At 70.9% G+C, this 26,280-nt stretch carries 18 protein-coding genes; 12 read left to right on the forward strand and 6 right to left on the reverse strand.

The genetic code is table 11. The features are described from left to right. Positions 1-76: 76 nt before the first annotated feature. Positions 77-1,051, reverse strand: coding sequence for an AraC-like ligand-binding domain-containing protein (locus ACU6WY_RS03290; RefSeq protein ID WP_483821038.1), 975 nt, complete (start codon positions 1,049-1,051; stop codon positions 77-79). A gap of 195 nt (positions 1,052-1,246) precedes the next feature. Here ACU6WY_RS03290 and ACU6WY_RS03295 point away from each other — a divergent pair, with 195 nt between their 5' ends. From ACU6WY_RS03295 to dctP, 5 genes are all read left to right on the forward strand, one after another. After that, positions 1,247-1,672 carry a carboxymuconolactone decarboxylase family protein gene (locus tag ACU6WY_RS03295; protein WP_483821039.1) on the forward strand — a complete coding sequence of 142 codons (426 nt, stop codon included), beginning with the start codon at positions 1,247-1,249 and terminating at the stop codon, positions 1,670-1,672. Further along, positions 1,669-2,598, forward strand: coding sequence for an NAD(P)-dependent oxidoreductase (locus ACU6WY_RS03300; protein ID WP_483821040.1), 930 nt, complete (start codon positions 1,669-1,671; stop codon positions 2,596-2,598). The genes ACU6WY_RS03295 and ACU6WY_RS03300 overlap by 4 nt, the downstream gene beginning before the upstream one ends. Before the next feature lies 1 nt (position 2,599). Beyond that, positions 2,600-3,151: a TRAP transporter small permease subunit gene (locus tag ACU6WY_RS03305; protein WP_483821041.1), complete on the forward strand. Its 552-nt coding sequence runs from the start codon at positions 2,600-2,602 to the stop codon at positions 3,149-3,151. A 30-nt stretch (positions 3,152-3,181) separates the two neighbouring features. Then, complete coding sequence (locus ACU6WY_RS03310; protein WP_483821042.1) at positions 3,182-4,642, forward strand: TRAP transporter large permease; 1,461 nt, start codon at positions 3,182-3,184, stop codon at positions 4,640-4,642. Positions 4,643-4,764: 122 nt separating this feature from the next. Beyond that, a complete protein-coding gene (dctP, locus tag ACU6WY_RS03315; protein ID WP_483821043.1) occupies positions 4,765-5,919 on the forward strand; it encodes a TRAP transporter substrate-binding protein DctP in 1,155 nt (384 codons plus the stop codon). A gap of 175 nt (positions 5,920-6,094) precedes the next feature. Here the strand turns inward: dctP and ACU6WY_RS03320 are convergent, their stop codons facing one another. Both ACU6WY_RS03320 and ACU6WY_RS03325 read right to left on the reverse strand, forming a co-directional pair. Further along, positions 6,095-7,744, reverse strand: a complete 1,650-nt coding sequence (locus ACU6WY_RS03320) for a thiamine pyrophosphate-binding protein (RefSeq protein WP_483821044.1) — start codon at positions 7,742-7,744, stop codon at positions 6,095-6,097. A gap of 213 nt (positions 7,745-7,957) precedes the next feature. Continuing rightward, positions 7,958-8,956 carry a LacI family DNA-binding transcriptional regulator gene (locus ACU6WY_RS03325; protein ID WP_483821045.1) on the reverse strand — a complete coding sequence of 333 codons (999 nt, stop codon included), beginning with the start codon at positions 8,954-8,956 and terminating at the stop codon, positions 7,958-7,960. A gap of 187 nt (positions 8,957-9,143) precedes the next feature. On the opposite strand from ACU6WY_RS03325, the gene rhaI reads away from it, so the two are divergent. The 4 genes from rhaI to ACU6WY_RS03345 all read left to right on the forward strand — a co-directional run bounded on the left by rhaI (position 9,144) and on the right by ACU6WY_RS03345 (position 15,159). After that, positions 9,144-10,310, forward strand: coding sequence for an L-rhamnose isomerase (rhaI, locus tag ACU6WY_RS03330; protein ID WP_483821046.1), 1,167 nt, complete (start codon positions 9,144-9,146; stop codon positions 10,308-10,310). A 95-nt stretch (positions 10,311-10,405) separates the two neighbouring features. After that, on the forward strand, positions 10,406-12,442 hold the full coding sequence (locus ACU6WY_RS03335; protein ID WP_483821047.1) for a bifunctional aldolase/short-chain dehydrogenase: 2,037 nt from the start codon (positions 10,406-10,408) through the stop codon (positions 12,440-12,442). Then, complete coding sequence (locus ACU6WY_RS03340) at positions 12,439-13,845, forward strand: rhamnulokinase (protein WP_483821048.1); 1,407 nt, start codon at positions 12,439-12,441, stop codon at positions 13,843-13,845. The genes ACU6WY_RS03335 and ACU6WY_RS03340 overlap by 4 nt, the downstream gene beginning before the upstream one ends. Before the next feature lie 63 nt (positions 13,846-13,908). After that, positions 13,909-15,159 (forward strand): alpha-hydroxy acid oxidase, encoded by a 1,251-nt coding sequence (locus tag ACU6WY_RS03345; protein WP_483821049.1) that lies wholly within the window; start codon positions 13,909-13,911, stop codon positions 15,157-15,159. Between the two features lie 189 nt (positions 15,160-15,348). Here the strand turns inward: ACU6WY_RS03345 and ACU6WY_RS03350 are convergent, their stop codons facing one another. Beyond that, a complete protein-coding gene (locus ACU6WY_RS03350) occupies positions 15,349-16,044 on the reverse strand; it encodes an IclR family transcriptional regulator (RefSeq protein ID WP_483821050.1) in 696 nt (231 codons plus the stop codon). Between the two features lie 124 nt (positions 16,045-16,168). Here ACU6WY_RS03350 and ACU6WY_RS03355 point away from each other — a divergent pair, with 124 nt between their 5' ends. Beyond that, a complete protein-coding gene (locus ACU6WY_RS03355; RefSeq protein ID WP_483821051.1) occupies positions 16,169-18,028 on the forward strand; it encodes an FAD-dependent monooxygenase in 1,860 nt (619 codons plus the stop codon). A 201-nt stretch (positions 18,029-18,229) separates the two neighbouring features. Further along, entirely contained in the window at positions 18,230-19,702 is a 1,473-nt protein-coding gene (locus tag ACU6WY_RS03360; RefSeq protein WP_483821052.1) for an NAD-dependent succinate-semialdehyde dehydrogenase, read from the forward strand. Between the two features lie 887 nt (positions 19,703-20,589). Here ACU6WY_RS03360 and ACU6WY_RS03365 read toward each other — a convergent pair. Continuing rightward, complete coding sequence (locus ACU6WY_RS03365) at positions 20,590-22,029, reverse strand: helix-turn-helix domain-containing protein (RefSeq protein ID WP_483821053.1); 1,440 nt, start codon at positions 22,027-22,029, stop codon at positions 20,590-20,592. 118 nt (positions 22,030-22,147) lie between these two features. On the opposite strand from ACU6WY_RS03365, the gene ACU6WY_RS03370 reads away from it, so the two are divergent. Beyond that, entirely contained in the window at positions 22,148-24,037 is a 1,890-nt protein-coding gene (locus tag ACU6WY_RS03370) for a phosphoenolpyruvate carboxykinase (GTP) (protein ID WP_483821054.1), read from the forward strand. 247 nt (positions 24,038-24,284) lie between these two features. On the opposite strand, the gene ACU6WY_RS03375 is transcribed toward ACU6WY_RS03370, so the two are convergent. Continuing rightward, positions 24,285-26,165 (reverse strand): ABC transporter ATP-binding protein, encoded by a 1,881-nt coding sequence (locus tag ACU6WY_RS03375; RefSeq protein WP_483821055.1) that lies wholly within the window; start codon positions 26,163-26,165, stop codon positions 24,285-24,287. Positions 26,166-26,280 lie beyond the last annotated feature (115 nt).

The following is a 26,280-nucleotide window of genomic DNA, read 5'->3' on the forward strand; positions in this document are numbered from 1 at the left end:
ACCCGCGCGAGCCGCGGGGCTCTCGGGCTGTGGCGCACGCCACGTGTCGTGGAGCGAACAGTCCGCGTCGGGAGGATCAGTCGGCGAGGGTCGCGGCGTCGAGGTGCAGCAGACGGTGGTCGCGCGGGCCGTGCCCGTAGGTCGACTTGAACAGCTTGCTGAAGTGGCTGGGGTCGATGAACCCCCAGGCCTGCGCGATCTGCACGATGGACCGCGAGGTCTGCGCGGCGTCCTCGAGGTCGAGCCGGCAGCGCTCGAGGCGCCGCGCGCGGATATAACCCGAGACGGTCTCGCCCTCGTCCTGGAAGAGGTACTGCAGCTGGCGAGCCGAGATGAAGTGCGCCCGAGCGATCGTGTCGGTGTTCAGGCCGGGGTCGTCGAGATGCGCGTCGATGTAGTGCGCGACGGCGTCGAGGGTGACGCGCCAGGGTTCGCGCGCGGTCGAGCTCTGCAGCTCGGCCGAGAGCAGGGCGGTGATGAGGTCGAAGGCGCTGCGGATGATACGCGCACCGTTGACGCCCTCGAGCTGGTCCAGGTCTTCGGCGAGATGCTGCATGAACGGGCAGATGACGCGCCCGATGCCGGTGTCGCCGCGCAGGCGCACCGCGGTGACGGTGGGCACGAGATTGGCCGAGAGTCCGAGCATGCTGTGCGGGAACATCATGACGAGCGAGCGCATCTGACCGGCGTACTCGAGAGTGTAGGGGCGCGCCGTGTCGTAGATGGCGACGTCGCCGGGGGAGAGGTGGGCGCTGCGCCCGTCTTGCATGACGAGCCCGGTGCCGGTCAGCTGCATGCTGAGCTTCAGGTGGTGCGGGTCGTCGCCGCGGATCGACGACGGCGAGCGGTGCACCCGATGCGAGGATGCCGCGATGTCGGTGACACAGGTGCCGTCGACGACCCGGGTGCGCAGGCTCCCGGAGAACCCGTCGGGGTCGATCGTCGAGAGGGCGAGGGGGACGAAACGGTTGCCGACGAGGCGAACCCACTCGTCGAAGCTCACACCGTGGTGGTTCTGCATGTCGCGTGCCGTCGGGACCGGGTGCTCCATCGCCTGCCTCCTTGCAGTGACGCCGAAACGTGGACCCAGCCTAAACGCGGCCGTGTACGCGCGCCCGAGACCTCGGCCGGTGTGCGCGAACCACCATGGCGCCTGCGCCGTGGGCCATGTGGCCGCGGCATCCGGCCCGACACACTTGTCCGACGGGACGCCGGTCCCGCACGAATCCATGCGAGGGAGCATCAGGTGATCCGCGACGATCTGTACGACATCGGTCTGCGCCAGCGGCGCGACATGTTCGGGCCCGAGGGGGCGGAGGGGCAGGTCGAGAACACGACCGACCTCAACGACAAGATCCAGGACTTCGTCACCCGGTACTGCTTCGGTGACATCTGGCAACGCGACGGGCTGTCGCTCACCGACCGCAGCAAGGTGACCCTCGCGATGCTCATCGCGCAGGGCAAGTCGCACGAGCTGCGCATCCACACGCGCGGCGCACTCGCCAACGGCGTGCCGGTGCTCGAACTGCGCGAGGTCATCGTGCACTCGATGCTGTACTGCGGCATCCCCGCCGCGGTCGAGGGGCTCCGTGCGCTGGAGGAGGTGCTCGCCGAGAGGGGGCTGCCCTCCAGCGTCGACGGCGAGGCCGAGAAGGCCGGGGTGCCGGCATGAGCGAAGGGACGAGCCCCGTGGCCGGGGAGACGATGGCCACCCCCCGCGTTCGCACCGTCGGATTCATCGGTCTGGGAACCATGGGCGACCCGATGGTCACCAACATCGCGTCGTCCGGAGCGTTCGCGCGCGTGCTCGTGCACGACGTCGATGTCGACCGCGCGGCAGCGCTGGCCACCCGCATCGGCGCCGAGGCCGCGGCCGACATCACCGACCTCGCCGACTGCGAGGTCGTTGTGCTGATGCTGCCCACGAGCGCGATCGTGCGCTCGGTGCTGGTTGACGACGACGGTGCCCCGCGTATCCCTTCTCCACGCGGCACCGTGTACGTGGATATGAGTTCGTCCGACCCGACTGAGACGGTCGAGACCGGGCGCCTCCTGGCCGCGGCGGGCCTGCACCTCGTCGACGCCCCCGTGTCGGGCGCACGCGAGCGCGCGATCGCGGGCACGCTCGCGATCATGATGGGCGCGGACGACGAGGATGCCGCCGAGCGGGCCGTCCCCGTCGTCGACACCATGAGCGCTCGCATCTTCCGCACCGGCGGTCTCGGCACCGGGCATGCGATGAAGGCGCTGAACAACTTCGTGGCCGCGGCCGCGTACACCGCGTCGACCGAGGCGTTGACCGCGGGCGCCCGATTCGGGCTCGACCCCGCCGTGATGGTCGACATTTTCAACGCCTCGACTGGGCAGAGCTTCGTGACCACTCACGTCCTTCCCGACCACATCGTCGGAGGTCGATTCGCCTCGGGCTTCGCGCTGCCGCTCATGACGAAAGACGTGCGGATCGCGCAGAAGGTGCAGCAGGCGACGGGACACGAGGCCCCGGTGTGCGATGCCGTCGCCGGCGCGCTCGGCGATGCGCTCGACGCCCTGGGCAACGTCGACCACACTCGCGCGTACGAGTTCTGGAACGAGCGCTGAGATGACCGTCGCCGCCCCCGCGCCGATCCGGGCCTCGCGCTTCGATCAGTACCTGCGCCGCCAGAGCGCCGTGCTGGGCGTGATCGCGGCGAGCGCCCTCGTCGTGCTCATGCTCGCCACCGTCATCGACGTCATCGTGCGCTTCTTTGCCCGCGCGAGCGTGCCGGGCATGCTCGAGGTCGCTGAGTCGGCCCTGGTCGCCTCGGTGTTCCTCGGCCTGGCATGGACGTCGATGCAGGGCGGGCACGTCGCGGTGTCCATCGTCACCGATCGTCTCAGACCGGTTCTCGCGCGCGCGGTGTCCGTCGTGGTGTGGGTGCTCAACGCGGGCCTGCTGGCCTGGATGACGTACGCATCGGTGATGCGCGCGCTGCAGGCGACCGCGCTGAACGAAACACGATTCGGTCTGGTCCAGTGGCCGGTGTGGCCGCTGCGCTGGGTGATCGCGGTCGGACTCGGGCTGTGGCTCGTCGTCGCGATCGCGAACGTCGTGCGCACCATCCGAGGACGCGGGGCCTACGGCGAAGACGCCGAGCCCACGGCCGACGCGTGAGCGCTGGCCGGAAAGACAAGGAGTGAATCCATGCTGGTGACGATCATCGTGCTCGTGGTCGTGGTCCTGCTCATCCTGCTGTTGATGGCACGGATGCCGGTGGCCCTCTCGCTCGCTCTCTCCGGGGCCCTCGGTCTCGGGGTGCTGCAGGGCACCTCGTACGCGACGAATGTGCTCGGCTCGGTGCCGTTCTCGGCCACCGCGAGCTTCTCGCTGACGATCATCCCGATGTTCATTCTGATGGGGATGCTGGCGATGCGCGCGCGGATCGCGGAGCACGTGTTCGCGATCGCCAACCACTTCGTGAGCCGGTTCCCCGGGGGGCTCGGCGTCGCGACCGTCATGGCGTGCGCGGGATTCTCGGCCGTCTCGGGTTCGAGCATCGGCACGGCCGCGACCATGTCGAAGCTCTCCGTCGGGGAGATGCGCGCCTACGGCTATCCGGCGGCGCTCGCCACGGGCATCGTGGCCATCGCGGGCACGCTCGGGGTCATCATCCCGCCGAGCACGTTCCTCGTGCTCTACGCGATCATGACGGGCGAGTCCGTCGCGCAGATGCTGGCGGCGGGCATCGTCCCGGGCCTGCTGACGGCGGCGGGCTACATCGCGTACATCCTCATCCTCGGGCACCGCCAGATCGTGCGGAACGACGTCGGGCTCGAGGACGTCGTCGTCGAGGCGCGCACGGCGGCGGCGGCCGCGGCGCGGGGCGGCGCCGGGGCGGAGGCGCCCGTGCACTCGGCCTCGATCGAGGCTGCGCTGCACGCGGTGCCGAACACCGGGACGGTGCGTCAGTCCTACGGGCTCACCGCGCGCACGCTCCCGTGGCGCGGTCTCTTCCGCCTCGGCCTGATCTTCCTGATCATCCTCGGCGGCATGTTCTCGGGCGTGTTCACCTCGACCGAGTCGGCCGCCATCGCCGCGTTCGTCGCGTTGCTGATCCTGCTGTGGGAGTTCCGTCGCTCGGGCGTCGCTTCCCTGTGGAGCAACGTCAAGGGGGCGCTGCTCGACACCGCGCAGACGACGTCGATGGTCTTCATGATCCTCGTCGGATCGAGCATCTTCTCGACCTTCCTCATCGCCGCGCACGTTCCCGACACGATCACGACCTGGATCGCGGGTCTCGAGATTCCGCCGCTGCTGACGATCGGTCTGCTGCTTCTCCTGCTCCTGCCGCTGGGCACGGCGCTGGATGAGATCTCGGTGCTGATCATCACGATTCCGATCATCTATCCGGTCGCGATGGAGTTGGGTTTCGACGGCATCTGGCTGGGCCTCATGATCGTCAAGCTCACCGCGATCGGGATGGTGACCCCACCGGTGGGGATGACGTGCTTCGTCGTCTCGGGCGCGACCGGGGTGCCGACCGAGACCGTTTTCCGAGGGGTTCTTCCCCTGCTCTCGATGGACATCGTCGTCTCGGCCCTGCTGTTCTTCGTGCCCGCGATCGTGCTCTGGCTCCCCTCCCTCGTCGCGCAGTCGGCCGGGTGAGGCGGACGTGCGCCGATGACCCGGCGGTGTGCGGCTGCAGCCATGGGGATGCCGTCGCCCGCCGCCCAGACTGAACCCACCCGCGATCCGCTCCTCGGCGGAGCGGACCGACAGAAAGGACGATGATGTTCTCACAGCACTCCAGCCCGCGCTCGCGGCGGGCTCTCGCGCTCGCCGGAGGTCTTGCCGCGGCGGCGCTGGCGATCACCGGTTGCGCCGGCATCCAGAACTCCACCGGCGGTGGCGGCGACGCCTCCGGCGAGAGTGTGACCTTCACTCTCGCCACCGGCGCGCAGGCGGGAACGCCGAACGCCGCGGTGCAGGACTGGTTCCTCGACCGTGTCGAAGAGGTCACGGACGGGCGCATCAGCTTCGAGCGAACTGCCACCGAGGCTCTCTGCAAAGCCGCCGAGGTCGCCGACTGCGTACGCGACGGGCGTGCGCAGATCGGTGTCACGGTGCCCGACTACACGCCGCAGTACTTTCCCTCGACCAGCATGGTCAGCATCCCCTTCCTCAGCCAGAACTCGCAGGCGATCATGCAGTCGATCTACGACCTGCACACCAGCTACGAGCCGGCGATGGCGGTGATGGACGGCAACAACCTGCACCACGTCGCCACGTGGCCGGTGGGGCGCTTCCTTCTCGGCAGCAAGGAACCGCTCGAGGATGCCGGGCAGTTCGCCGGACTGCAGATGCGCGCCTCGGGGCCGATCATCCAGCAGGTGCTCAGCGGCGCCGGCGCCAACATCGTCGCGATCACCGCACCCGAGACCTACGAGGCAGTCGAACGTGGCGTCGTCTCCTCGATCGGCGGCGCGATCGACTTCCCCGTGAACTACAAGATCATGGAGTTGCTGCCGTACTGGAGCGACCCGGGCGTCGGCCAGTATTCGACGTTCGGCATGTGGGTGTCGAAGGATGCATATGACGCCCTTCCCAGCGACCTGCGCGAGCAGTTCGACAGCGTCGTCGAGGAGCTCAACGGCGGCGAGGGCATTGCGGCGTTCAACGAGACGGCGGCCGGCCAGTGCCAGGAGATGCTCGACGCGCCGACGGTCAAAGACCTGACGGCGTGGGACGAGTCGGCCACGCAGGCCTGGGAAGACACCGTCGGCGACAGCGGTGCCCAGAAGTGGATCGAGTTGGCCACAGGGCAGGGGCTGGAAGACGCCGAGGGCGTGCTCGAGCAGTACATGGCCGGCCTCGAGACCTACGCCGACGCCGAGTACAACGATGCGACCAGTGACTGCGTGACGGCGTTCGCCGACCGCTGACCGCCATCCGTCCGCTGCCGGGCCCGGGCACTTCCGCCCGGGCTCGGCAGCGCCCGTTCGGGAGGATGCCGTGATGGACGAGATCGTGGTGCGGTACCCGCCGCCCACCGACCGCGCGCACGTCGCCCGGCACGGGCGCGAGGCCCACCTTCCCCGGCCGCGCGACTGCCGGGACTCAGGAATTCACCCGGATGATCTCCTGCTGGTACGGGGCGATGATGTCGCCACTGATGCGCAGGTCGAGCAGGAGGAACGGGCGCTCGTTCGCGTCGCGTGCCGTCCAGCGGGCGAGCGCGTCGAGGTCGGCGACATCGCGCACGACCACCCCCTCGGCGCCGAATCCCCGCGCGACGGCGGCGAAGTCGACCTCGGGGATGAGCATCGGCTCGCGGGCCAGCCCTTTCAGTCCATAGAGGTTGACCTCGGCGCCATACGCGGCGTCGTTCCAGACCACGGCGAGCCCGCGGCCCCGGGCGACACGCACGGCCGACTCGAGGTCGGCGAGGGCCATGAGCCCTCCGCCGTCGCCGGTCGTGAGCACGATCGTCGACTCGGGTCGGGCGGCCGCGGCACCCGGCACGCTCGGGAAGCCGAGCCCGATCGACTGGTACGCCGTGCCCACCATCATCAGGCGGTCGGGCGAGGCCACGGGCCAGTACATGTTCGACCAGCCGAGGAAGTGCCCACCGTCCGACACCACGACGCGGTCTTCGGGCAGCAACTCGCCGATGCGCAGCGCCGCCGTCCGCGGGTCGAGGCGGCCGTCGGCGGCGAGGCCGTCGCCCGTCTCGCGCACGTGCAGCGACGCGACGTCCACACTCTCCCGCCAGCCCGATGACCGCGCGCCTTTCGCGTCGAGGCGCGCCACGATCGCGGCGGCGGCGTCGGCCGCGTCGATGCGCACGAAGCCGCCCACCTGCGGGTGGGTGGCCGATGAGGCCGTGTCGATCTGGAACACGTGCGTGCGGGGGTCGAACAGCTCGCCGAAGCGCATCGTGAACGGGTTGAGACCGGCACCGAAGACGACCGCGACGTCGGCCTCGCGCACGAGCCGCATCGCCCCCTCGGCGCCGAAGCCGCCGGTGACCCCGAGGTCGTAGCGCTGGTCGGGGAAGATCCCGCGCCCGAGCGCCGTCGAGGCCGTAACCGCCCCGGTCGCCTCGGCGAGCACCCCCAACGCCTCTCCGGCATCGGCGAGCCACGCGCCGCGGCCGGCGAGCAGGAGCGGCCGCTCGGCGCTGGCGAGCGCGTCGGCGACCCGGTCGAGCGCCGCCGCGGTGAACGGGGTGGCGGGGTGCGGCGGCGCGGGGGCCGTCACCGGCGTCGGCGGAGGAACCTCGCCCGCCTCGCGGGTCGCGACGTCGTACGGGATGCCGAGCACCACCGGGAGCCGGTAGGTCAGGGCGTGCTCGATCGCGATGGCGGCGGTCGCTGCCGCATCGCGGTGCCCGACCGTGTAGGTGCGGGCGCCCACAGCCGAGGCGAGGGCGACCTGGTCGACGCCCCACGGGCGAAGGCCGGAGGTCGGCTCGTCGCCGACGACGAGCACCAGCGGAGTGCGCGCCTGCGCCGCCTCGGCGAGGGCGGTGAGCGTGTTCGTGAACCCGGCGCCGTACGTCGCGGTCGCCGCCGCGATGCGGCCGCTCGCGCGGTGGTAGGCGTCGGCGGCGACCACGCCGCCCGCCTCGTGCCGCACCGCGGTGAACGTCGCGGGGGTGCGGTCCAGTTCGTCGAGGAAGTACGCGTTGCCGTTGCCCATCACGCCGAAGACGTGGTCGACGTGGGCGGCGAGGGTGTGGGCGACATGCGCGGAAACGGAGGGCATGGCGAGGCGAGCCTTTCGAGACGGGAACGGGAATGAGCCGTATGTGTCTCGCGCGGTCCGCGCTACGTGCCCCTTTTTCGAGCAGCGACGCACGACCTCGTGCGCCTGACGGGATCGAGTATAGGAGCCGGTGCCGGGGGATCGGCAACCAGGTCGGAGGTGCGGCGAGCGGCGGCCTCCGATCTGCCGGCCCTCCGGCGGGCCGGGGCGGGATCAGCCGCTGGACGCGCGCTCGGCGAGTTCGGGACGGAACCGCACCTCGCGCTCCTCCGGCGCGAGTGTGCCGTCGAGGTGCCGGAGCAGCAGGTCGACGGCGGTGTAGCCCAGTGCCTCCGCGGGCTGGCGCACCGAGGTGAGGGGCACGACCGCGGCGGCGGCGAAGTCGATGTCGTCATACCCGACAAGGGCGATCTCGCCGGGCACTTCGACGTCGCCGAGGATCGTGAGGGCCTGCAGCACACCGACGGCCAGGAGGTCGTTCGTGGCGAAGACCGCGTCGGGCCGGTCGGTGCGCTCGCGCAAGCGCTCGCCGACGGCGCGTCCGGCAAGGACCGTCATGGCGTCGGCCGGGATGATCTCCAACCGTGCGTCGGCGACCCCGGCCACCGCCTTCCGGGCGCCCTCCAGACGGTCGGCCACCTGGCGCGTCGTGAGGGGGCCGGCGACCACGGCGATGCGTCGGCGGCCCTTCTCCAGGAGGTGGGTCACGGCGAGATGGCCGCCTTCGACGTCGTCGACCGACACCGAACAGACACCGGTATCGCCCGGCTGCTCGTCGACCAGGACGACCGGGATGCCGGAGGACTGCAGGTCGCGGACGGTGTCGGTGTCGGCGTGCGCCGGGGTGATGAGCAGCCCCGCCACGCGCTGTTCGCGGAACTGCTCGAGGTAGGCGTTCTCGCGGGCGGCGTCGTGGCCGCTGGACCCGAGGAGCACGACGTACCCGTCTTCGGCCGCGCGATTTTCGGCGCCGCGCGCGAGGGCGGCGAAGAAGGGGTTGCCCGCGTCGAGCACGACGAGAGCGATGCTGCGACTGCGTCCGGCGCGCAGCTGTCGCGCCGCGTCGTTGCGCACGTAGCCGAGCGACTCGATGGCCGCGCGCACGCGCTCGGCGGCGGCATCCGAGACCGTCTGCCGCCCGTTGAGCACGTTCGACACGGTTCCCACCGACACGCCGGCGTGCGCGGCGACGTCTTTGATCTTCACCGCCATGGCGCTGGGGCCCTCCTCCCGATCCGTTGACGATAGCGCAGCGCTCCTGCGGGGCGGGACGACGCTTGCCGCCAACCGATTCTCGTGTCTATAGTGCAATGAAACGATTCACTCACTCAGTTCGCGAAGATCGATCGGCGCTCACCGTCGTCGCCGAGATCTCCGCCCCGACAGGAAGCCAGCGCGCATGACACCCTTCACCCCCGAGACCCTCGCGGCCCTGGAAGGTCAGGCGATCGAACTGCCCTCCTGGGCCTTCGGCAACTCCGGCACGCGCTTCCGCGTCTTCCCGACGCCCGGCACGCCGCGCGATCCGTTCGAGAAGATCGCCGACGCCGCCGAGGTGAACCGGCTCACCGCTCTCGCACCCACGGTGGCCCTCCACATTCCGTGGGACCGCGTCGACGACTACGCTGCGCTTCGCCGTCACGCCGAAGACCTCGGCGTGCGCCTCGGGACGGTCAACTCCAACACCTTCCAGGACGAGGACTACAAGTTCGGCGCCCTCACACACCACGACGAGCGGATTCGGCGCAAGGCCATCGACCACCACCTCGAGTGCATCGACATCATGGATGCCACGGGCTCGCGCGATCTGAAGATCTGGCTGGCCGAGGGGTCGAACTACCCGGGCCAGAACGACATGCGCGACCGGCAGGACCGCCTCCAGGATTCGCTGCAGCAGATCTACGCTCGCCTCGGCGAGGAGCAGCGCCTCGTGCTGGAGTACAAGTTCTTCGAGCCGGCGTTCTACCACACCGATGTTCCGGACTGGGGGACCTCCTACGTGCAGGTCGCCGCCCTCGGCGGTAAGGCGATGGTGTGCCTCGACACCGGTCACCACGCACCGGGCACGAACATCGAGTTCATCGTGATGCAGCTCCTTCGCCTCGGAAAGCTCGGCTCCTTCGACTTCAACTCGCGGTTCTACGCCGACGACGACCTCATCGTGGGAGCAGCTGACCCGTTCCAGCTCTTCCGCATCCTCGTGGAGGTCGTGCGCGGCGGGGGACTGAACAACCCCGACGTGGCGTTCATGCTCGACCAGTGCCACAACATCGAGGACAAGATCCCCGGCCAGATCCGCTCGGTGCTCAATGTGCAGGAGATGACCGCCCGTGCGCTCCTGCTCGACCGTGACGCGCTGTCGGCGGCGCAGAACGACAACGACGTCCTCGCCGCCAACGCGGTGCTGATGGACGCGTTCTCCACCGACGTGCGTCCCGCGCTCGCCGAGTGGCGCGTGTCCCGAGGGCTGCCCGCCGACCCGATGGCCGCCTACGCCGCCTCCGGCCACCTGTCGCGGATCGCCGCCGAACGCGTCGGCGGCACCCAGGCCGGCTGGGGCGCCTGACCCGACCCACCGGGGCGGCGCCCGATCTGCCGCCCCGGTGCCCCTCTCTCATCCCGACCCGCTTCCGACGCCGCACACGACCGCGAGGATCCCGCATGACCACCCAGACCGCCGCCGACCTGATCGCGCGCAGCAACCGCCTCGGCTCTGACCCGAAGGTCACCAACTACGCCGGGGGCAACACCTCGGCCAAGGGCACCGACGTCGACCCCGTCACGGGGGAGCCGGTCGAGCTCCTGTGGGTGAAGGGCTCCGGGGGTGACCTGGGCACCCTGACCGACAAGGGGCTCGCCGTGCTGCGACTGGACCGCATGCGTGCCCTCGTCGACGTGTACCCCGGCATCGACCGCGAAGACGAGATGGTCGCCGCGTTCGACTACTGCCTGCACGGTAAAGGCGGGGCCGCGCCCTCGATCGACACCGCCATGCACGGACTCGTGGATGCCGCGCACGTCGACCACCTGCACCCCGACGCCGGTATCGCGATCGCGACCGCCGCCGACGGCGAAGCGCTGACGGCGACCATCTTCGGCGACAAGGTCGTGTGGGTGCCGTGGCGCCGCCCCGGCTTCCAGCTGGGCCTCGACATCGCCGCGATCAAGGCCGCGAACCCGCAGGCGATCGGCACGATCCTCGGCGGCCACGGCATCACGGCGTGGGGCGACACGTCCGAGGAGGCCGAGCGCAACAGCCTCTGGATCATCGACACGGCGCAGGCCTACATCGACGAGCACGGTTCCGTCGCCCCCTTCGGCGGGGTACGCGCGGGCTTCGCCCCTCTGTCCGACGCCGACCGCCGCGCCAAGGCCGCCGCCCTCGCTCCCACCATCCGGGGCCTCGCGTCCACCGACAAGCCCATGGTCGGCCACTTCACCGACGCCGACGTCGTGCTCGACTTCCTGGCATCCGAAAAGGCGCCCGCCCTGGCCGCGCTCGGCACGAGCTGCCCCGATCACTTCTTGCGCACGAAGGTCACGCCCCTGCTGCTCGACCTTCCCGCCGACGCCCCCGTCGACGAGGCGATCGCGCGGCTGCGGGAGCTTCACGCCGCCTACCGCGTCGACTACCAGGCCTACTACGACGCGCACGCGGACGCGGATTCGCCGGCGATGCGCGGTGCCGACCCGCTGATCGTGCTCGTTCCGGGCGTGGGCATGTTCTCGTTCGGCGCGAACAAGCAGACCGCGCGCGTGGCGGGGGAGTTCTACGTCAACGCCATCAACGTCATGCGCGGAGCCGAGGCGCTGTCGACCTACGCGCCCATCTCGGATGCCGAGAAGTTCCGCATCGAGTACTGGGCGCTGGAGGAGGCGAAGCTCCAGCGGATGCCGAAGCCGAAGACGCACCAGGGCCGGGTCGCGTTCGTCACGGGCGCGGCATCCGGAATCGGCAAGGCCATCGCCACGCGTCTGGCCGCCGAGGGCGCGTGCGTCGTCGTTGCCGATCTCGACCTCGAGAAGGCGCAGGCCGTGGCCGCGGAGCTCGGCTCGACCGACGTCGCGATCGGCGTCGCGGCCAACGTCGCGGATGCCGCGGGCGTGCAGGCCGCGATCGATGCCACGGTGCTCGCGTTCGGCGGGATCGACCTCGTCGTGAACAACGCCGGTCTGTCGCTGTCGAAGCCGCTCCTGGAGACCACCGAGAAGGACTGGGATCTGCAGCACGATGTGATGGCCAAGGGGTCGTTCCTGGTGTCGAAGGCCGCGGCGAAAGCGCTCATCGAGCAGGGGATGGGCGGCGACGTCATCTACATCTCGTCGAAGAACTCCGTCTTCGCCGGCCCCAACAACATCGCGTACTCGGCGACCAAGGCCGACCAGGCGCACCAGGTGCGTCTGCTCGCGGTCGAGCTCGGCGAGCACGGGGTTCGTGTCAACGGCATCAACCCCGACGGCGTCGTGCGCGGCTCGGGCATCTTCGCCGCGGGCTGGGGGGCGAACCGCGCCGCGACCTACGGCGTGAAAGAAGAAGACCTCGGCCAGTTCTACGCCAACCGCACGATCCTCAAGCGCGAGGTCGTACCCGAGAACGTCGCCGACGCCGTGTACGTGCTCACCGGTCCCGAACTCTCGCGCACGACCGGTCTGCACGTGCCCGTGGACTCCGGCGTCGCCGCGGCATTCCTCCGATGACCGCGACCCGATCCGTCGTCGCCGTGGATCTCGGCGCCACGAGCGGTCGCGTCATGATCGGGCGGGTCGGCGAGGGGATCCTCGAGCTGGAACAGGTCGCCCGGTTCCCGAACGGACCGGTCGAACGGGCCGACGGGTGGCACTGGGACCTCGAAGCGCTGTGGCAGCACGTGCGTGCGGGCCTCGCCGAGGCCATGCGCCGCGAGCCCGGGATCGAGAGCATCGGCATCGACTCGTGGGCGGTCGATTACGGCCTGCTGCGCGGTGACGAGCTCCTCGCCGAGCCGTTCCACTACCGCGACGCGCGGACGGCGCGGGGGGTGGATGCCGTGCACGCGGTGGTCCCCTTCGACGAGCTGTACCGGCGGAACGGACTGCAGTTCCTCCCCTTCACCACCCTGTACCAGTACGCCGCCGATGCCCGGATCGCCGACGCCGAGACGACCCTGCTCATCCCCGACCTCCTCGCGTTCCGTCTGACGGGCCGGCGTGTCGCCGAGCGGACGAACGCCTCGACGACGGGCCTGCTCGACGTGCACACCGGGGAGTGGGATGCCGACCTCGCGGAGCGGATCGGCGTGCGTCCCGGGGTGCTGCCCGACCTCATCGACCCCGGACAGACGATCGGCGGCGTCGTCGCGGGCGAGGCCGGGGCGGGAGTGCCGGTGATCGCGGTGGGATCGCACGACACGGCCTCCGCCGTCGTCGCGGCCCCGCTCTCGACGCCGAACGCCGCGTATGTCTCCTGCGGGACCTGGGGGCTGGTGGGCCTCGAGGTGCCCGAGCCGATCGTGTCGGATGCCGCCCGCGCGGCCAACTTCACCAACGAAGGCGGCGTCGATGGGCGGGTGCGCTTCCTGCACAACGTGACCGGCCTGTGGTTGCTGAGCGAGACGGTGCGGGCGTGGGAGGCGCAGGACGGCGCCGTCGTCGACCTGCCCGCTCTCCTTGCCGCAGCGGCACGGGTCGACCGCCCCGAGCGGCTCTTCGACGCCGGCGATCCGTCTCTGTCGGCCCCGGGCGACATGCCCTCGCGCATCGCGACGCTCCTCGGCGTCGAGGTGCCGGGGCGCGCCGACCGGGCCCGATTCGCCCGGGTCATCGTCGAGAGCATCGCCGCGGCCTTCGCCGCCGCGATCCGCACGGCGGGCGATCTCGCCGGACGCGAGGTCGATGTCGTGCATCTCGTGGGTGGTGGTGCGCTCAACGCGCTCCTGTGCCAGGCCACCGCGGACCGCGTGGGGCTGCCGGTGCTGGCCGGGCCCGTCGAGGCCACGGCTCTCGGCAACGTTCTCGTCCAGGCTCGCGCGCTCGGGTGGCTCGGCGACGACGTCACGCTCGAAGACCTCCGCGCGCGCGTCGCGCGAGCCCATTCCCCGCGGCGTTTCGACCCGCATCCCTGACGGCGGCCCCCACCTCCCCTCAGCGGCGTACCCTGTGGTCAGACCACAAGAAAGCGAGATCCCATGGTTCAGCGGCAGCTGCCCCAGGTCGGTGAGCTCCTCGAGCTCATGCAGTTCAAGAAGCCGGAGCTCGATGCCCGGAAGCGGCGTCTCGACGCGGCGCTCACCATCGCCGACCTCCGCACGATCGCCAAGCGCCGCACGCCCAAGGCCGCGTTCGACTACACCGACGGTGCGGCCGAGGGAGAGCTCTCGCTCGACCGTGCACGGCACGCGTTCGAGGACGTGGAGTTCCACCCCGATATCCTGCGCCCCGCGGCCCACGTCGACACGTCGTGCGAGATCCTCGGTGGGCCCTCGGCGCTGCCCTTCGGTATCGCGCCCACCGGCTTCACCCGGCTGATGCAGACCGAGGGCGAGACCGCCGGCGCCTCCGCGGCCGCCGCGGCCGGCATCCCGTTCACCCTTTCGACGCTGGGGACGACCTCGATCGAGGGTGTGAAGGCCGCCAACCCCGTCGGCCGCAACTGGTTCCAGCTCTACGTGATGCGCCAGCGCGAGATCTCGTTCGGGCTGGTCGAACGGGCCGCTGCCGCCGGATTCGACACGCTGATGTTCACGGTTGACACCCCCGTCGCCGGTGCGCGGCTGCGCGACAAGCGCAACGGCTTCTCGATCCCCCCGCAGCTGACCCTCGGCACGATCGTGAACGCGATCCCGCGTCCGTGGTGGTGGTTCGATTTCCTCACCACCCCGAAGCTCGAGTTCGCCTCGCTCAGCACCACCGGGGGAACCGTGGGTGAACTGCTGAACGCCGCCATGGACCCCACGATCAGCTACGACGACCTCGACGTCATCCGCGGCATGTGGCCGGGCAAGCTCGTCGTGAAGGGTGTGCAGAACGTCACCGACGCCGCGCGCCTGGTCGACCTGGGCGTCGACGGGATCGTGCTGTCCAACCACGGCGGTCGCCAGCTCGACCGCGCCCCCATCCCGTTCCACCTGCTGCCGAAGGTCGTGCGCGAGGTGGGTAAAGACGCCACGATCATGGTCGACACCGGCATCATGAACGGCGCCGACATCGTGGCATCCATCGCCCTGGGGGCGAAGTTCACGCTCATCGGACGTGCGTACCTCTACGGGCTCATGGCCGGTGGCCGGCAGGGTGTGGATCGCACGATCGCGATCCTGCGCAGCGAGATCGAGCGCACCATGGCGCTGCTCGGGGTCTCGAGCCTCGACGAGCTCGAGCCGCGGCACGTCACCCAGCTCACGCGGCTCGTGCCGGTGGACGGGGCAAGCGCGCGCGTCTGACGCGCGGGCGGGTCCCCGCCCTGTGTGACGCGCGGGCGGGTCCCCGCCCTTTGTGACGCGCGGGCGGGTCCCCGCCCTGTGTGACGCGGTGGCGGGTCCCCGCCCTTCGCCGATAAACGCCGTGCCCGCCGGGAAACGCGGCGGCGGAGCGTTTCTCGACGGGGATCGCGTTTCTCGGGGGTGGCGTCGTCAGAGCGCGGCGCGGATGGCGGCGGCGGCCACGGCCAGGCGGGCGGCGATCACGGCGTCGTCGAGGTCGGTGGCGACGTGGACGGTCGCGACCGCGGCGGGTTCGCGGCCCTGCACGGCCAGCGGTACCGCGACCGCGCGCAGCGACGGCACGACCTCGTCGTGACTGGTCGCCCAGCCGCGGTCAGCGGCGGCGGCGACCTCAGCCGCGAGTGCCGCGTCGAGGTCGTCGGGCCAGCGGCGCGGGGGGAGTTGCGCGAGGATCACGCGCCCCGGCGCGCCCCGCGTCACGGGATGCCGTGCGCCCGGGCGCTGCGCCACGGCGGTGACGGTGTGGCGCGGTTCGACGCTCGCGAGCGTGACGCACTCGTCGTGATCGAGCACCACGAGGAAGCACGTCATGCCGAGATCGTTCGCCGCGGCCGTGAGCTCGGGCAGCGCCTCGGACTGCAGATCGGCGGCGACCCCGGCGGCCAGAGCGGCCAGCCCCGTGCCCAGGCGTACGGCACCGGCGGCATCCCGCGAGACGAGCCCATGGTCTTCGAGCGTCCGCAGCAGGCGGTAGGCGACCGACCGGTGGAGCTCCACGCGTGCGGCGAGGTCGTCGATCGAGAGGGGGGTGCGCGCCGCGGCGAGTTCTTCGAGCAGACGGATGCCACGGCTCAGCGTCTGCGACGCGGGTGCGACGGTCACCACGGGCGTCCTCTCTTGCCCCCGGGGAGGCGCGCGGGCTACTGTATCGTTCGATAGACGAACGTTGCGTTCGAATATAGAACACCGCGCCGGAGCGGTGCAACCCGACATCGAGGTCAGGAGAAGCATGCAGTTCCATCACCACGGCTATGTCTCGGGCGACCCCAGGGTGCAGCCCGCCGCCGGCACAGGTCTCGACCGCCCCGCGACTGTGCCCGACGAGGTCGACGTCCTCATCGTGGGATCGGGGCCCGCGGGCATGCTGCTCGCCGCGCAGATGTCGCAGTTTCCTCACGTGACCACGCGCGTCATCGAGAAGCGCGAGGGGCGCCTCGTGCTCGGCCAGGCCGACGGCATCCAACCCCGGAGCGTCGAGACCTTCGAGGCGTTCGGCTTCGCCGCGCGCATCACCGCCGAGGCGTACAACATCGGATGGATGAACTTCTGGGCCCCCGACCCCGAGGCGCCCGAGCGGATCGTCCGCACGACCCGCACCGAGGACTACGCGCTGAAGATCAGCGAGTACCCGCACCTCATCGTCAACCAGGCCCGCGTGCTCGACTACTTCGCCGAGGCCGCCGCTCTCGGACCCGCGCGCATCGTGCCCGACTACGGTGTCGAGTTTCTCGACCTCACCGTGCACGACGGGGGCGAGTACCCCGTCGAGGTGCGGGTGCGGGATGCCGGGGGCGAGCGGACCATCCGCGCGAAGTACGTCGCCGGGTGCGACGGCGCGCGCAGCGGCGTGCGCCACGCGATCGGGCGCACCCACGTCGGCGCCGCGTCGCAGCACGCGTGGGGCGTCATGGACGTGCTCGTCGAGACCGACTTCCCCGACTGGCGGATCAAGTGCGCGATCAACGCGGCAGCGGGCAACATCCTCCACATTCCGCGCGAGGGTGGCTACCTCAGCCGCATGTACATCGACCTCGGCGAGGTCGCCGCCGACGACGACCACCGGGTGCGGCAGACCCCGATCGAGGAGATCATCCGCCGGGCGAACGAGATTCTTCACCCCTACGCCATCGACGTGAAGCAGGTCGCCTGGCACAGCGTCTACGAGGTGGGGCACCGGGTGACCGACCGCTTCGACGACGACGAGGAGAACCCCCGCGTCTTCCTCACCGGTGACGCGTGCCACACGCACAGCGCGAAGGCGGGGCAGGGCATGAACGTCTCGATGCAGGACGGGTTCAACCTGGGCTGGAAGCTCGGGCACGTGCTCACCGGGCTCGCGCCGGCGGATCTCCTGCGCACCTACTCGTCGGAGCGGCAGCCGGTCGCGCAGCAGCTCATCGACTTCGACCGCGAGTGGTCTTCGCTCATGGCCCGCAAGCCCGGCGAGATCACCGATCCCGACGAGCTGTCCACGTACTACCTCGCCACGGCCGAGTTCCCCTCGGGGTTCATGACGCAGTACGGTCCGTCGTCGATCGTGGGGTCGGACGCGGCGCAGGAGCTGGCATCCGGATTCCCGGTCGGCAAGCGTTTCAAGAGCGTCGAGGTCGTGCGGGTGTGCGACGGCAATCCCGTGCACCTCGGACACCACGCCCGCGCGGACGGTCGCTGGCGCGTGTATGCCTTCGCGGATGCCGAGGGCGCGGCGCTGCGCGACTGGGCCGAGGCCGCGCGTGCGGTCGTCGAGCGCTTCACCCCCGACGGGGCAGATCTGGATGCGGTGTTCGACGTCAAGGCGATCTACCCCGGCGCGTGGGAGAGCGTGACCCAAGTGCCGGCGCTCTTCCGGCCGCGGTCGGGGCCGCTCGGTCTCACCGACCTCGAGAAGGTTTTCGCCGCCGCCCCCTCGGCGTGGACGACCGACGACATCTTCGCCGAGCGCGGGATCGGCGCCGAGGGGGCCGTCGTCGTGGTCCGCCCCGACCAGTACGTCGCGCACGTGCTGCCGCTCACGGCGCCCGAGGCGCTGGAGCGGTTCCTCGCCGGCGCCATGCGTCCCGCGGTCGCCGCCGCCCTCCCTTCTCGATAAACGCGATTCGCGGCGAGAAACGCCGCGGCGTCGCGTTTCTCGCCGCGAATCGCGTTTATCGGCGGGGGAGGGGCGTCGTCGGCACCCTTGCGCTCGCCCACTCGGCCACCGAGGAGTGCGGGTTGTACGCCATGTATATCGGCGCGTGACCGCGTGCTGACCAGAATGAGCGGGGAGACCCGCACCGACACAGGAGGACCCATGACCGATCCGCGCGAGAGCGAGTTGCTGGCATCCGTACCGACCGGCTTGTTGATCAACGGCGAGTGGCGCGCGGCCGAGGGCGGCAAGACCGTCAAGGTCAACGACCCGGCCACCGGCGAGGTGATCCGCGAGATCGCCGACGCCTCGGTCGCCGACGGCGTGGCGGCGATGGATGCCGCGGCCGAGGCGTTCCCGTCGTGGGCGGCGACGCCGGCGCGTGAGCGTGCCGAGATCCTCCGCCGCGCGTTCGACCTGCTGCAGGAGCGCAAGGAAGACGTCGCGCTGCTGATGACGCTCGAAATGGGCAAGCCGCTCGCCGAGGCGCGGGGCGAGGTCGCCTACGGCGGGGAGTTCCTCCGCTGGTTCAGCGAGGTCACCGCCCACACCCAGGGCCGCTACGGCGCGAACCCCGAGGGCACCGGCCGCATGATCGTCACACAGCACCCCGTCGGGCCGTGCTACCTCATCACCCCGTGGAACTTCCCCCTCGCCATGGCGACGCGCAAGATTGCTCCGGCGCTGGCCGCCGGCTGCACCGTGGTGATCAAGCCCGCCACCCTCACCCCCCTCACGACCCTGTTCTTCGCGCAGATCCTGCAGGATGCCGGCGTTCCGGCGGGCGTCGTCAACGTCGTGACCACCACGAGCACCGCCGCGGTCTCGGAGCGCATCATCGCCGACCCGCGGCTGCGGAAGCTCTCGTTCACCGGCTCCACGCCGGTCGGACAGAAACTCCTGCAGCAGTCGGCGCAGGGCGTGCTGCGCACCTCCATGGAGCTCGGCGGCAACGCGCCCTTCGTCGTGTTCGATGACGCCGACCTCGACAAGGCGGTCGAGGGGGCGATGCTGGCGAAGTTCCGCAACATCGGCCAGGCCTGCACCGCTGCCAACCGCTTCATCGTGCAGCGCTCCGTCGTCGAAGAGTTCACCCGTCGCGTCACCGAGCGGGTGCAGGGCATGAAGATCGGCCGCGGAACCGAGGACGGCGTGCAGATCGGACCCCTCATCGACGACCGGGCGGTCGACAAGGCCAACACCCTCGTCGGGGATGCCGTCGAGCGCGGTGCCACGGTCACCACGGGAGGGTCGCCGGTCGACGGCCCCGGCACCTTCTTCGAGCCGACGGTCGTCTCCGACGTGCAGCCGGGCAGCGACATCCTGCGCGAGGAGATCTTCGGGCCCGTGCTCGCGATCGTCCCGTTCGACGACGAGGACGATGCCGTGCGCATCGCCAACGACACCGAGTACGGCCTGGTCTCGTACGTCTTCACCGAGTCGCTCGCGCGCGGTCAGCGCATGATCGAGCGCCTCGAGACCGGGATGATGGGCCTCAACGTCGGCGTGGTCTCCAACGCCGCCGCCCCGTTCGGCGGCTGGAAGCAGTCGGGCCTCGGCCGCGAGGGCGGCGACGAGGGCATCCACGAGTACCTGCAGACGAAGTACACCCTCACGGCGAACCCCTTCGCCTGACCCACGGATGCCACGGCCTCGCCGCCCCGATCGGGCGCGGGGTCGTGGCATCCGTCGTTTCCCGCCGCGCACAACTCCTGCGTTTCGGCCCCTGCCGGGCTCCCGGCGGGGGGAGTCCGGCGTGCTGCAGGAGTTGTGCGGCCGGCCCGGCGTGCTTCGGGCCCCGCGCTCCTCGGAGCGTCGGGGTCGTGGCATCCGTCGTTCCCCCGCCGCGCACAACTCCTGCGGGCGGGGCGAGCGGCGGCCTCCCGCGGCATTGGCCGGCTGAGGCGCCGGAGTTGTGTCTGCACGCCGCCGACACGACGTCGGTGTCGGCGGTGACCGAGTCACGCCGCGGGCGAGGGGTCTATCCGCATAACTCCTGCGTCGGGTCGCCGCGGGCGGTCTGGATGCCAGGATCCTCCGCATTGTGCAGGAGTTGTGCGGCCGGTGCCGTGCGCGGCGCACCGCCCGGCGCGCGTCGTCCGTGTCGGCGGTGACCGAGTCACGCCGCGGGCGAGGGGTCTATCCGCATAACTCCTGCGTCGGGTCGCCGCGGGCGGTCTGGATGCCAGGATCCTCCGCATTGTGCAGGAGTTGTGCGGCCGGCGCCGCGCGCGGCGCACCGCCCGGCGCGCGCCGTCCGTGTTGGCCGGGACCGAGTCACGCCGCGGGCGAGGGGTCTACCCGCATAACTCCTGCGTCGGGTCGCCGCGGGCGGTCTGGATGCCAGGATCCTCCGCGTCGTGCAGGAGTTGTGCGGCCGGCGCCGTGCGCGGCGCACCGCCCGGCGCGCGCCCGCACCGGCGCCGCGCCCGACCCGGCGCCCGGCGCGGCGCACCGCCCGGCACCGCGCCCCGCCCGGCGCCGCACCCGGCCCGGCACCTGCCCCAGACCCGGCCCGGGGCTCAGTCGCCCGCGTGCCGGTCGAGGAACGCGAACACCTCGGCGTCGTCGACCCCGGGGAACATGCCGCGGGGGAGGGGCGAGAACATGTGCCGGTGCACCCGGGCGCTCGGCCAGGCCTTGCCCTGCCAGCGCTGGGCCGCCTCGGTGTCGGGGCGGCGGCAGCACGACTCGTCGGGGCAGTGCGAGACGCCGCGCGTGACGGTGTCGCGCCCGCGGAACCATCGCGCGTCGTCGAAGGGAACGCCGACGGTGATCGAGAAGTCGCCCTCGGAGGTCGTGCCCGTCTGGGTGGAGCACCAGAACGTCCCGGCGGGGGTGTCGGTGTACTGGTAGTGCTCGGTGGTGCGGTTGTGTTCCGAAAACGCCGCCCGCGCCGAGAACTTCTTGCACACGATCTGCCCCTCGACCGACCCCGTGACATCGGTGGGCAGGGGGAGCCCGTCGTTCTCATACACGCGCGCGATCGCCCCGTCGTCGTCGACGCGGAGGAAGTGCAGGCGGATGCCGAGATGCCGGGTCATCAGGTTCGTCATGCGCATCGCGGCGGCTTCGTGCGTGACGCCGAACGCGTCGCGGAAGTCCTCGACGGCGAGGTTGCGGTCTTTCTTCGCCTGCGCGAGGAAGGCGACCGCGTTCGTCTCGGGCATGAGACAGCACGCGGCGTAGTAGTTGATCTCGAGGCGCTGCTGCAGGAAGTCGGCGTAGTCGGTGGGCGGCCGGTGCCCGAGCAGGCGGTGCGCCATCGCCTGCAGCGCCATCGAGCGCAGACCGTGCCCACCGGGAATGGATGCCGGGGGAAGGTAGATGCGTCCGTGTTCGAGGTCGGTCACCGAGCGCGCGGAGTGCGGCAGGTCGCTGACGTAGATGAGCTCGAAGCCGAGCTGCTCGGCCATGATGCTGACGGTGCGGTGCGTCAACGCGCCAGTGCCGTGACCGGCGGCCTTGAGCTGCTTCTCGGCGAGCTTCTCGATGTCGGGCAGGTGATTGTCGATCGCGCGCATGCGCACCCGCAGCTCGGTGTTGGCGCGCCGGGCTTCTTCGGGGCTCGCGATCGTCTCGCGCTCGCGGCGCTGCAGCTCGCGATGCAACCCCAGGACGGCCTCGATCGTCTCGTCGCTCGTGCCCTTGGTGATCTTGACGGGCGCGATGCCGAGCTGACGGAAGAAGGGGCTGGATTGCGCCCGCTCCAGTTCGATCTCGAGCGCGGCACGTCGGTTCGGGGGCTCGGTCGAGAGGAGCTCGGCCACCTCGGTCTCGGTGGCCCGGGCGATCTCCTGGAGGAGGGAGAGCTTGGGTTCGCGCTTGCCGTTCTCGATGAGACTCAGCTGGCTGCCCGCGACGCCCACGAGGGCCCCGAGCTCGTCGAGGGTGTACCCGCGCGCGAGGCGGTGGTGACGGATGCGATGACCGAGCGTGGTCAGTTCGAGCGACGAGGCCATTCTTTGACGATAGCGAAAGAAGACAGGTTCTTGCGCTGCATTCACCAGGAAAGATGCCGCGAGCAGGCGTCACAGTGGAGGAAGACCACCGAATTCGCTCTCAATCGAGGAGATCGACATGGCTCTCGCCGACATTTTCGCCCGCCCCGCCGATCGCGCCGTCGCGACGGCCCCGGCGTCCTCGTCTCGTCCCGCCCACGGCATCCGCCCTTCTCTCGAGGGGCCGGGTCTGGCCGCGCTCGAGGCGTGGGTCGACGAGGTCGCCGCGCTGACCCAGCCCGATCGCATCCACTGGGTCGACGGCTCCGCCGCCGAGAACGACGTGCTCCTGCGCGAGATGGTCGACGAGGGCAAGCTCATCAAGCTCAACCCCGAGTGGCGCCCCGGCTCCTACCTCGCCCGCTCGCACCCGAGCGACGTCGCGCGCCTGGAGTCCCGCACCTTCATCGCCTCCGAGAACGAGGAAGATGCCGGCCCCACCAACAACTGGATCGCTCCGGACGAGATTCGGCAGACCCTCGAGGGCGTCTTCGCGGGGTCGATGCGCGGACGCACGATGTACGTCGTGCCCTTCTCGATGGGCGCGATCGGCGGGCCGCTGAGTCACATCGGCGTGCAGATCACCGACAGCGCCTACGCCGTGGCATCCATCGGCATCATGACCCGTGTGGGCACCGCCGTGCTCGAGCAGATCGCCGCGGGGGCGCCGTGGGTGAAGACGGTCCACTCGGTCGGCGCACCCCTCGCCCCCGGGCAAGAGGACGTGCCCTGGCCCTGCAACGACGAGAAGTACATCGTCCACTTCCCCGACACCCTCGAGGTGTGGTCGTTCGGCTCGGGCTACGGCGGCAACGCGATCCTGGCGAAGAAGTGCTTCGCTCTGCGCATCGCCTCGGTGATCGGTCGCGACGAGGGCTGGCTCGCCGAGCACATGCTGCTCATCCGCGTGATCGACCCGAAGGGGAAGGCGTACCACGTGGCGGCGGCGTTCCCCTCGGCGTGCGGCAAGACGAACCTCGCCATGCTCCGCCCGACAATCCCCGGCTGGCGCGTCGAGACCCTCGGCGACGACATCACCTGGATCCGCCCCGGCGAAGACGGGCGCCTGTGGGCCATCAACCCCGAGGCCGGCTTCTTCGGGGTCGCTCCCGGCACGGGTGAGTCCACCAACGTCACTGCCGTCGAGACGCTGTGGGGCAACACGATCTTCACCAACGTCGCGCTACGCCCCGACGGCGACGTGTGGTGGGAGGGCCTCACCGATGAGGCCCCGCCGCACCTGATCGACTGGGAGGGCAACGACTGGACGCCCGCCTCGGGCCGTCCCGCCGCGCACCCCAACTCCCGCTTCACCGTGGGCGCCGCCCAGTGCCCGCAGATCGCCGCGGACTGGGAGGCTCCCCAGGGCGTGCCGCTCGATGTGATCCTGTTCGGGGGGCGTCGGGCCACCAACGTTCCGCTCGTGCTCGAGGCGACCGACTGGTCGCACGGCGTCTTCCTCGGCTCGACGGTGTCGAGTGAGAAGACCGCCGCCCAGGAGGGGACCGTTGGCGAGCTGCGCCGCGACCCCTTCGCGATGCTGCCCTTCTGCGGGTACAACATGGGCGACTACTTCGCCCACTGGCTCCGGGTTGGGCAGAAGGTGCGCTTCGACCGGGCACCCCGCATTTTCCAGGTCAACTGGTTCCGCAAGGGCGACGACGGCCGGTTCCTGTGGCCCGGGTTCGGCGACAACGCGCGCGTGATCGACTGGATCATCCGCCGCGTCGACGGGCAGGTCGAGGCCGTCGACACCCCGATCGGCCGCGTGCCCCGCCCGGAAGACCTCGATCTCACGGGTCTCGACCTCCCCGCGGCGGATCTCGAGGAGCTCTTCGCGATCGACACGTCGTCGTGGCTGGCCGAGGCCGACCTGACGGAGGAGTTCTTCGACACCTTCGGCTCGCACCTGCCGGCCGCGCTGCGCGCCGAGCTGGCCGCCCTGCGCTACCGCCTCCAGCGCGCGTAGCCCACCGACTCGACGCCCCTCCCTGTTCTTGGCGCGCGGGGAGGGGCGTCGTCCTGCCCGGCGTGCGCCCCGGCGCTTCCGCTCCGTCAGCCGTGCGCCCCGGCGCCCCGGCGCCTCCGCTCCGGCGCCCCGGCTCCGTCATCCGCGATAAACGCGATCGGCGGCGAGAAACGCGTGGAGAGCGCGTTTATCGCGGTGGATCGCGTTTATCGGTGCCGGGTGTCGCGGCGCCGAGCATCTCCGCGCGTCAGACCAGCAGCTGGTGCTTCGCGAGGTCGCGGTAGAGGGGCGTGGATGCCACGAGCTCGCTGTGCGTGCCCTGACCGACGACCCGCCCGTTCTCGAGCACCACGATGAGGTCGCTGTCGACGACCGTCGAGAGGCGGTGGGCGATGACGAGCAGCGTCCGCCCGGTGGCCACGGCATCGATGGCCTCGCGCATGCGCTGCTCGTTCCGCCCGTCGAGCGACGACGTCGACTCGTCGAGCAGCAGCACCGGGGGAGCGGCCAGCAGCGCGCGGGCGATCGCGAGGCGTTGACGCTCGCCGCCCGAGAGCATGACGCCGTCCTCGCCGACCGGAGCGTCGACCCCGAGCGGGCTGCGCTCCAGCACGTCGCCGAGATTGACCGCCCGCAGCACCCGCTCGCAGTCGGCGTCGGAGGCCTCGGGCGAGGCCAGCCGCAGGTTGTCGGCGATGGTGCCGGCCAGGGTGGGGGCGTCCTGCTCGACGTAGCCGAAGCGGGCGCGCAGCGCCTCACGCGGGAGCTCGCGCGCGTCGACGCCGTCGACGAGGATCGCCCCACCGGTCGGGTCGTAGAAGCGCTCGACGAGAGAGAGGATCGTGCTCTTGCCCGCGCCGGACGGCCCGACGAGCGCGACACGCGCGCCCCGGGGAACGGTGAAGGTCACCCCGCGCAGCACCTCGCGCTCGGCTTCTTCGGCCTCGGCTTCGGTCTCCTCGGCCGCGCGGTCGAGGTGCGCCTGGGCGAGCACCGATCGGGCCTCCTCCGCCGCGGCCTCGCGCGCCTTCACCACGTGGTCGGGGTAGCGGAACCGCACGTCGCGGAACTCGATCGCCGCGGCATCCGTCTGCGGTTCGGCGGAGCTCGGCCGGTCGTCGGTGCTCTCCTCGGGGAGGTCGAGCACCTCCTGGATCCGGCCGAGCGCCCCGAGGGCCTGGTTGACCGACGTAATGGCGCCGATGGCCGAGGCGAGGGGCTGCACGAGGAGGAAGAGGAAGATGACGAAGGTCACCAGGGCCGCGACGTCGATCGCTCCGGATGCCACGCGGAATCCGCCGACGCCGAGGACCACGAGCAGCGACACCTGCAGCGCGATGCCGGCGACGGGCACGATGAGCGCCGAGACCTTCGCGATGCGCACGCCCGCGTCGTACGCGTCGGTCGCGGTCGCGGTGACCGCGTCGACCTCGCGCTCGGTCGCGCCGGAGGCCCGGATCGTGCGGATCGAGCCGACCGCGCGCTCCACGCCCGAGGCCAGCTCGCCGACCTTCGCCTGCTGCGTCGCGGAGGCCGCGCGGATGCGCGTACTCAGCAGCACCACCGTCGCCACCGACACCCCGAGCACGACCACGATGAGGCCGAGCAGCAGGGGGTCGATGAAGGCCATCGCCACGACGGCCCCGACCAGGATGAGGACGTTCCCCACGGCATCCGCGAGCCCCTGCGTGAGCACCGCGTACAGCAGGGTCGTGTCGGTGCCGACGCGCGAGACGAGGTCACCGGTGCGGCGGGCGTCGAACTCGCTGATCGGCAGCCGCAGGATGCGGGCGATCAACCGGCGACGGCTGGAGTAGACGACCGCCGTGCCCGTGCGCTGGAGGAGGTAGTGCTGGTAGCCCGAGATCAGCGACGACAGCACGACGAAGCCGACGAGCAGCCACACCAGCGGCCCGAGCGGCACCGTGTTCTGCACGCGCGAGATCACCTCGCCGACCAGCAGCGGCTGCACGAGCGTGGCTGCGGCGCCCAGGATGCTCAGCACCGCGACGACGACGAGCGTGCGCGTGTGCTCGAGCAGGAACGGCAGCAGCTGCCGGAACGACGCGCGCGGCCCTTCGGCGGCGCGGCGGCCGCGGCGGTCGCGGGCGGAAGCGGACAGAGACATGCTCACCTCAGCAGAAGAACGGGGTTCTTCGACCGTACCCCGCCCGGCCCGTGCGTAAGACCGACGCCGCCGGGCCGGAGAACGACGGATGCCACGAGGCCGAGGCCCCGTGGCA

Source organism: Microbacterium sp. ZW3a (assembly GCF_057167165.1).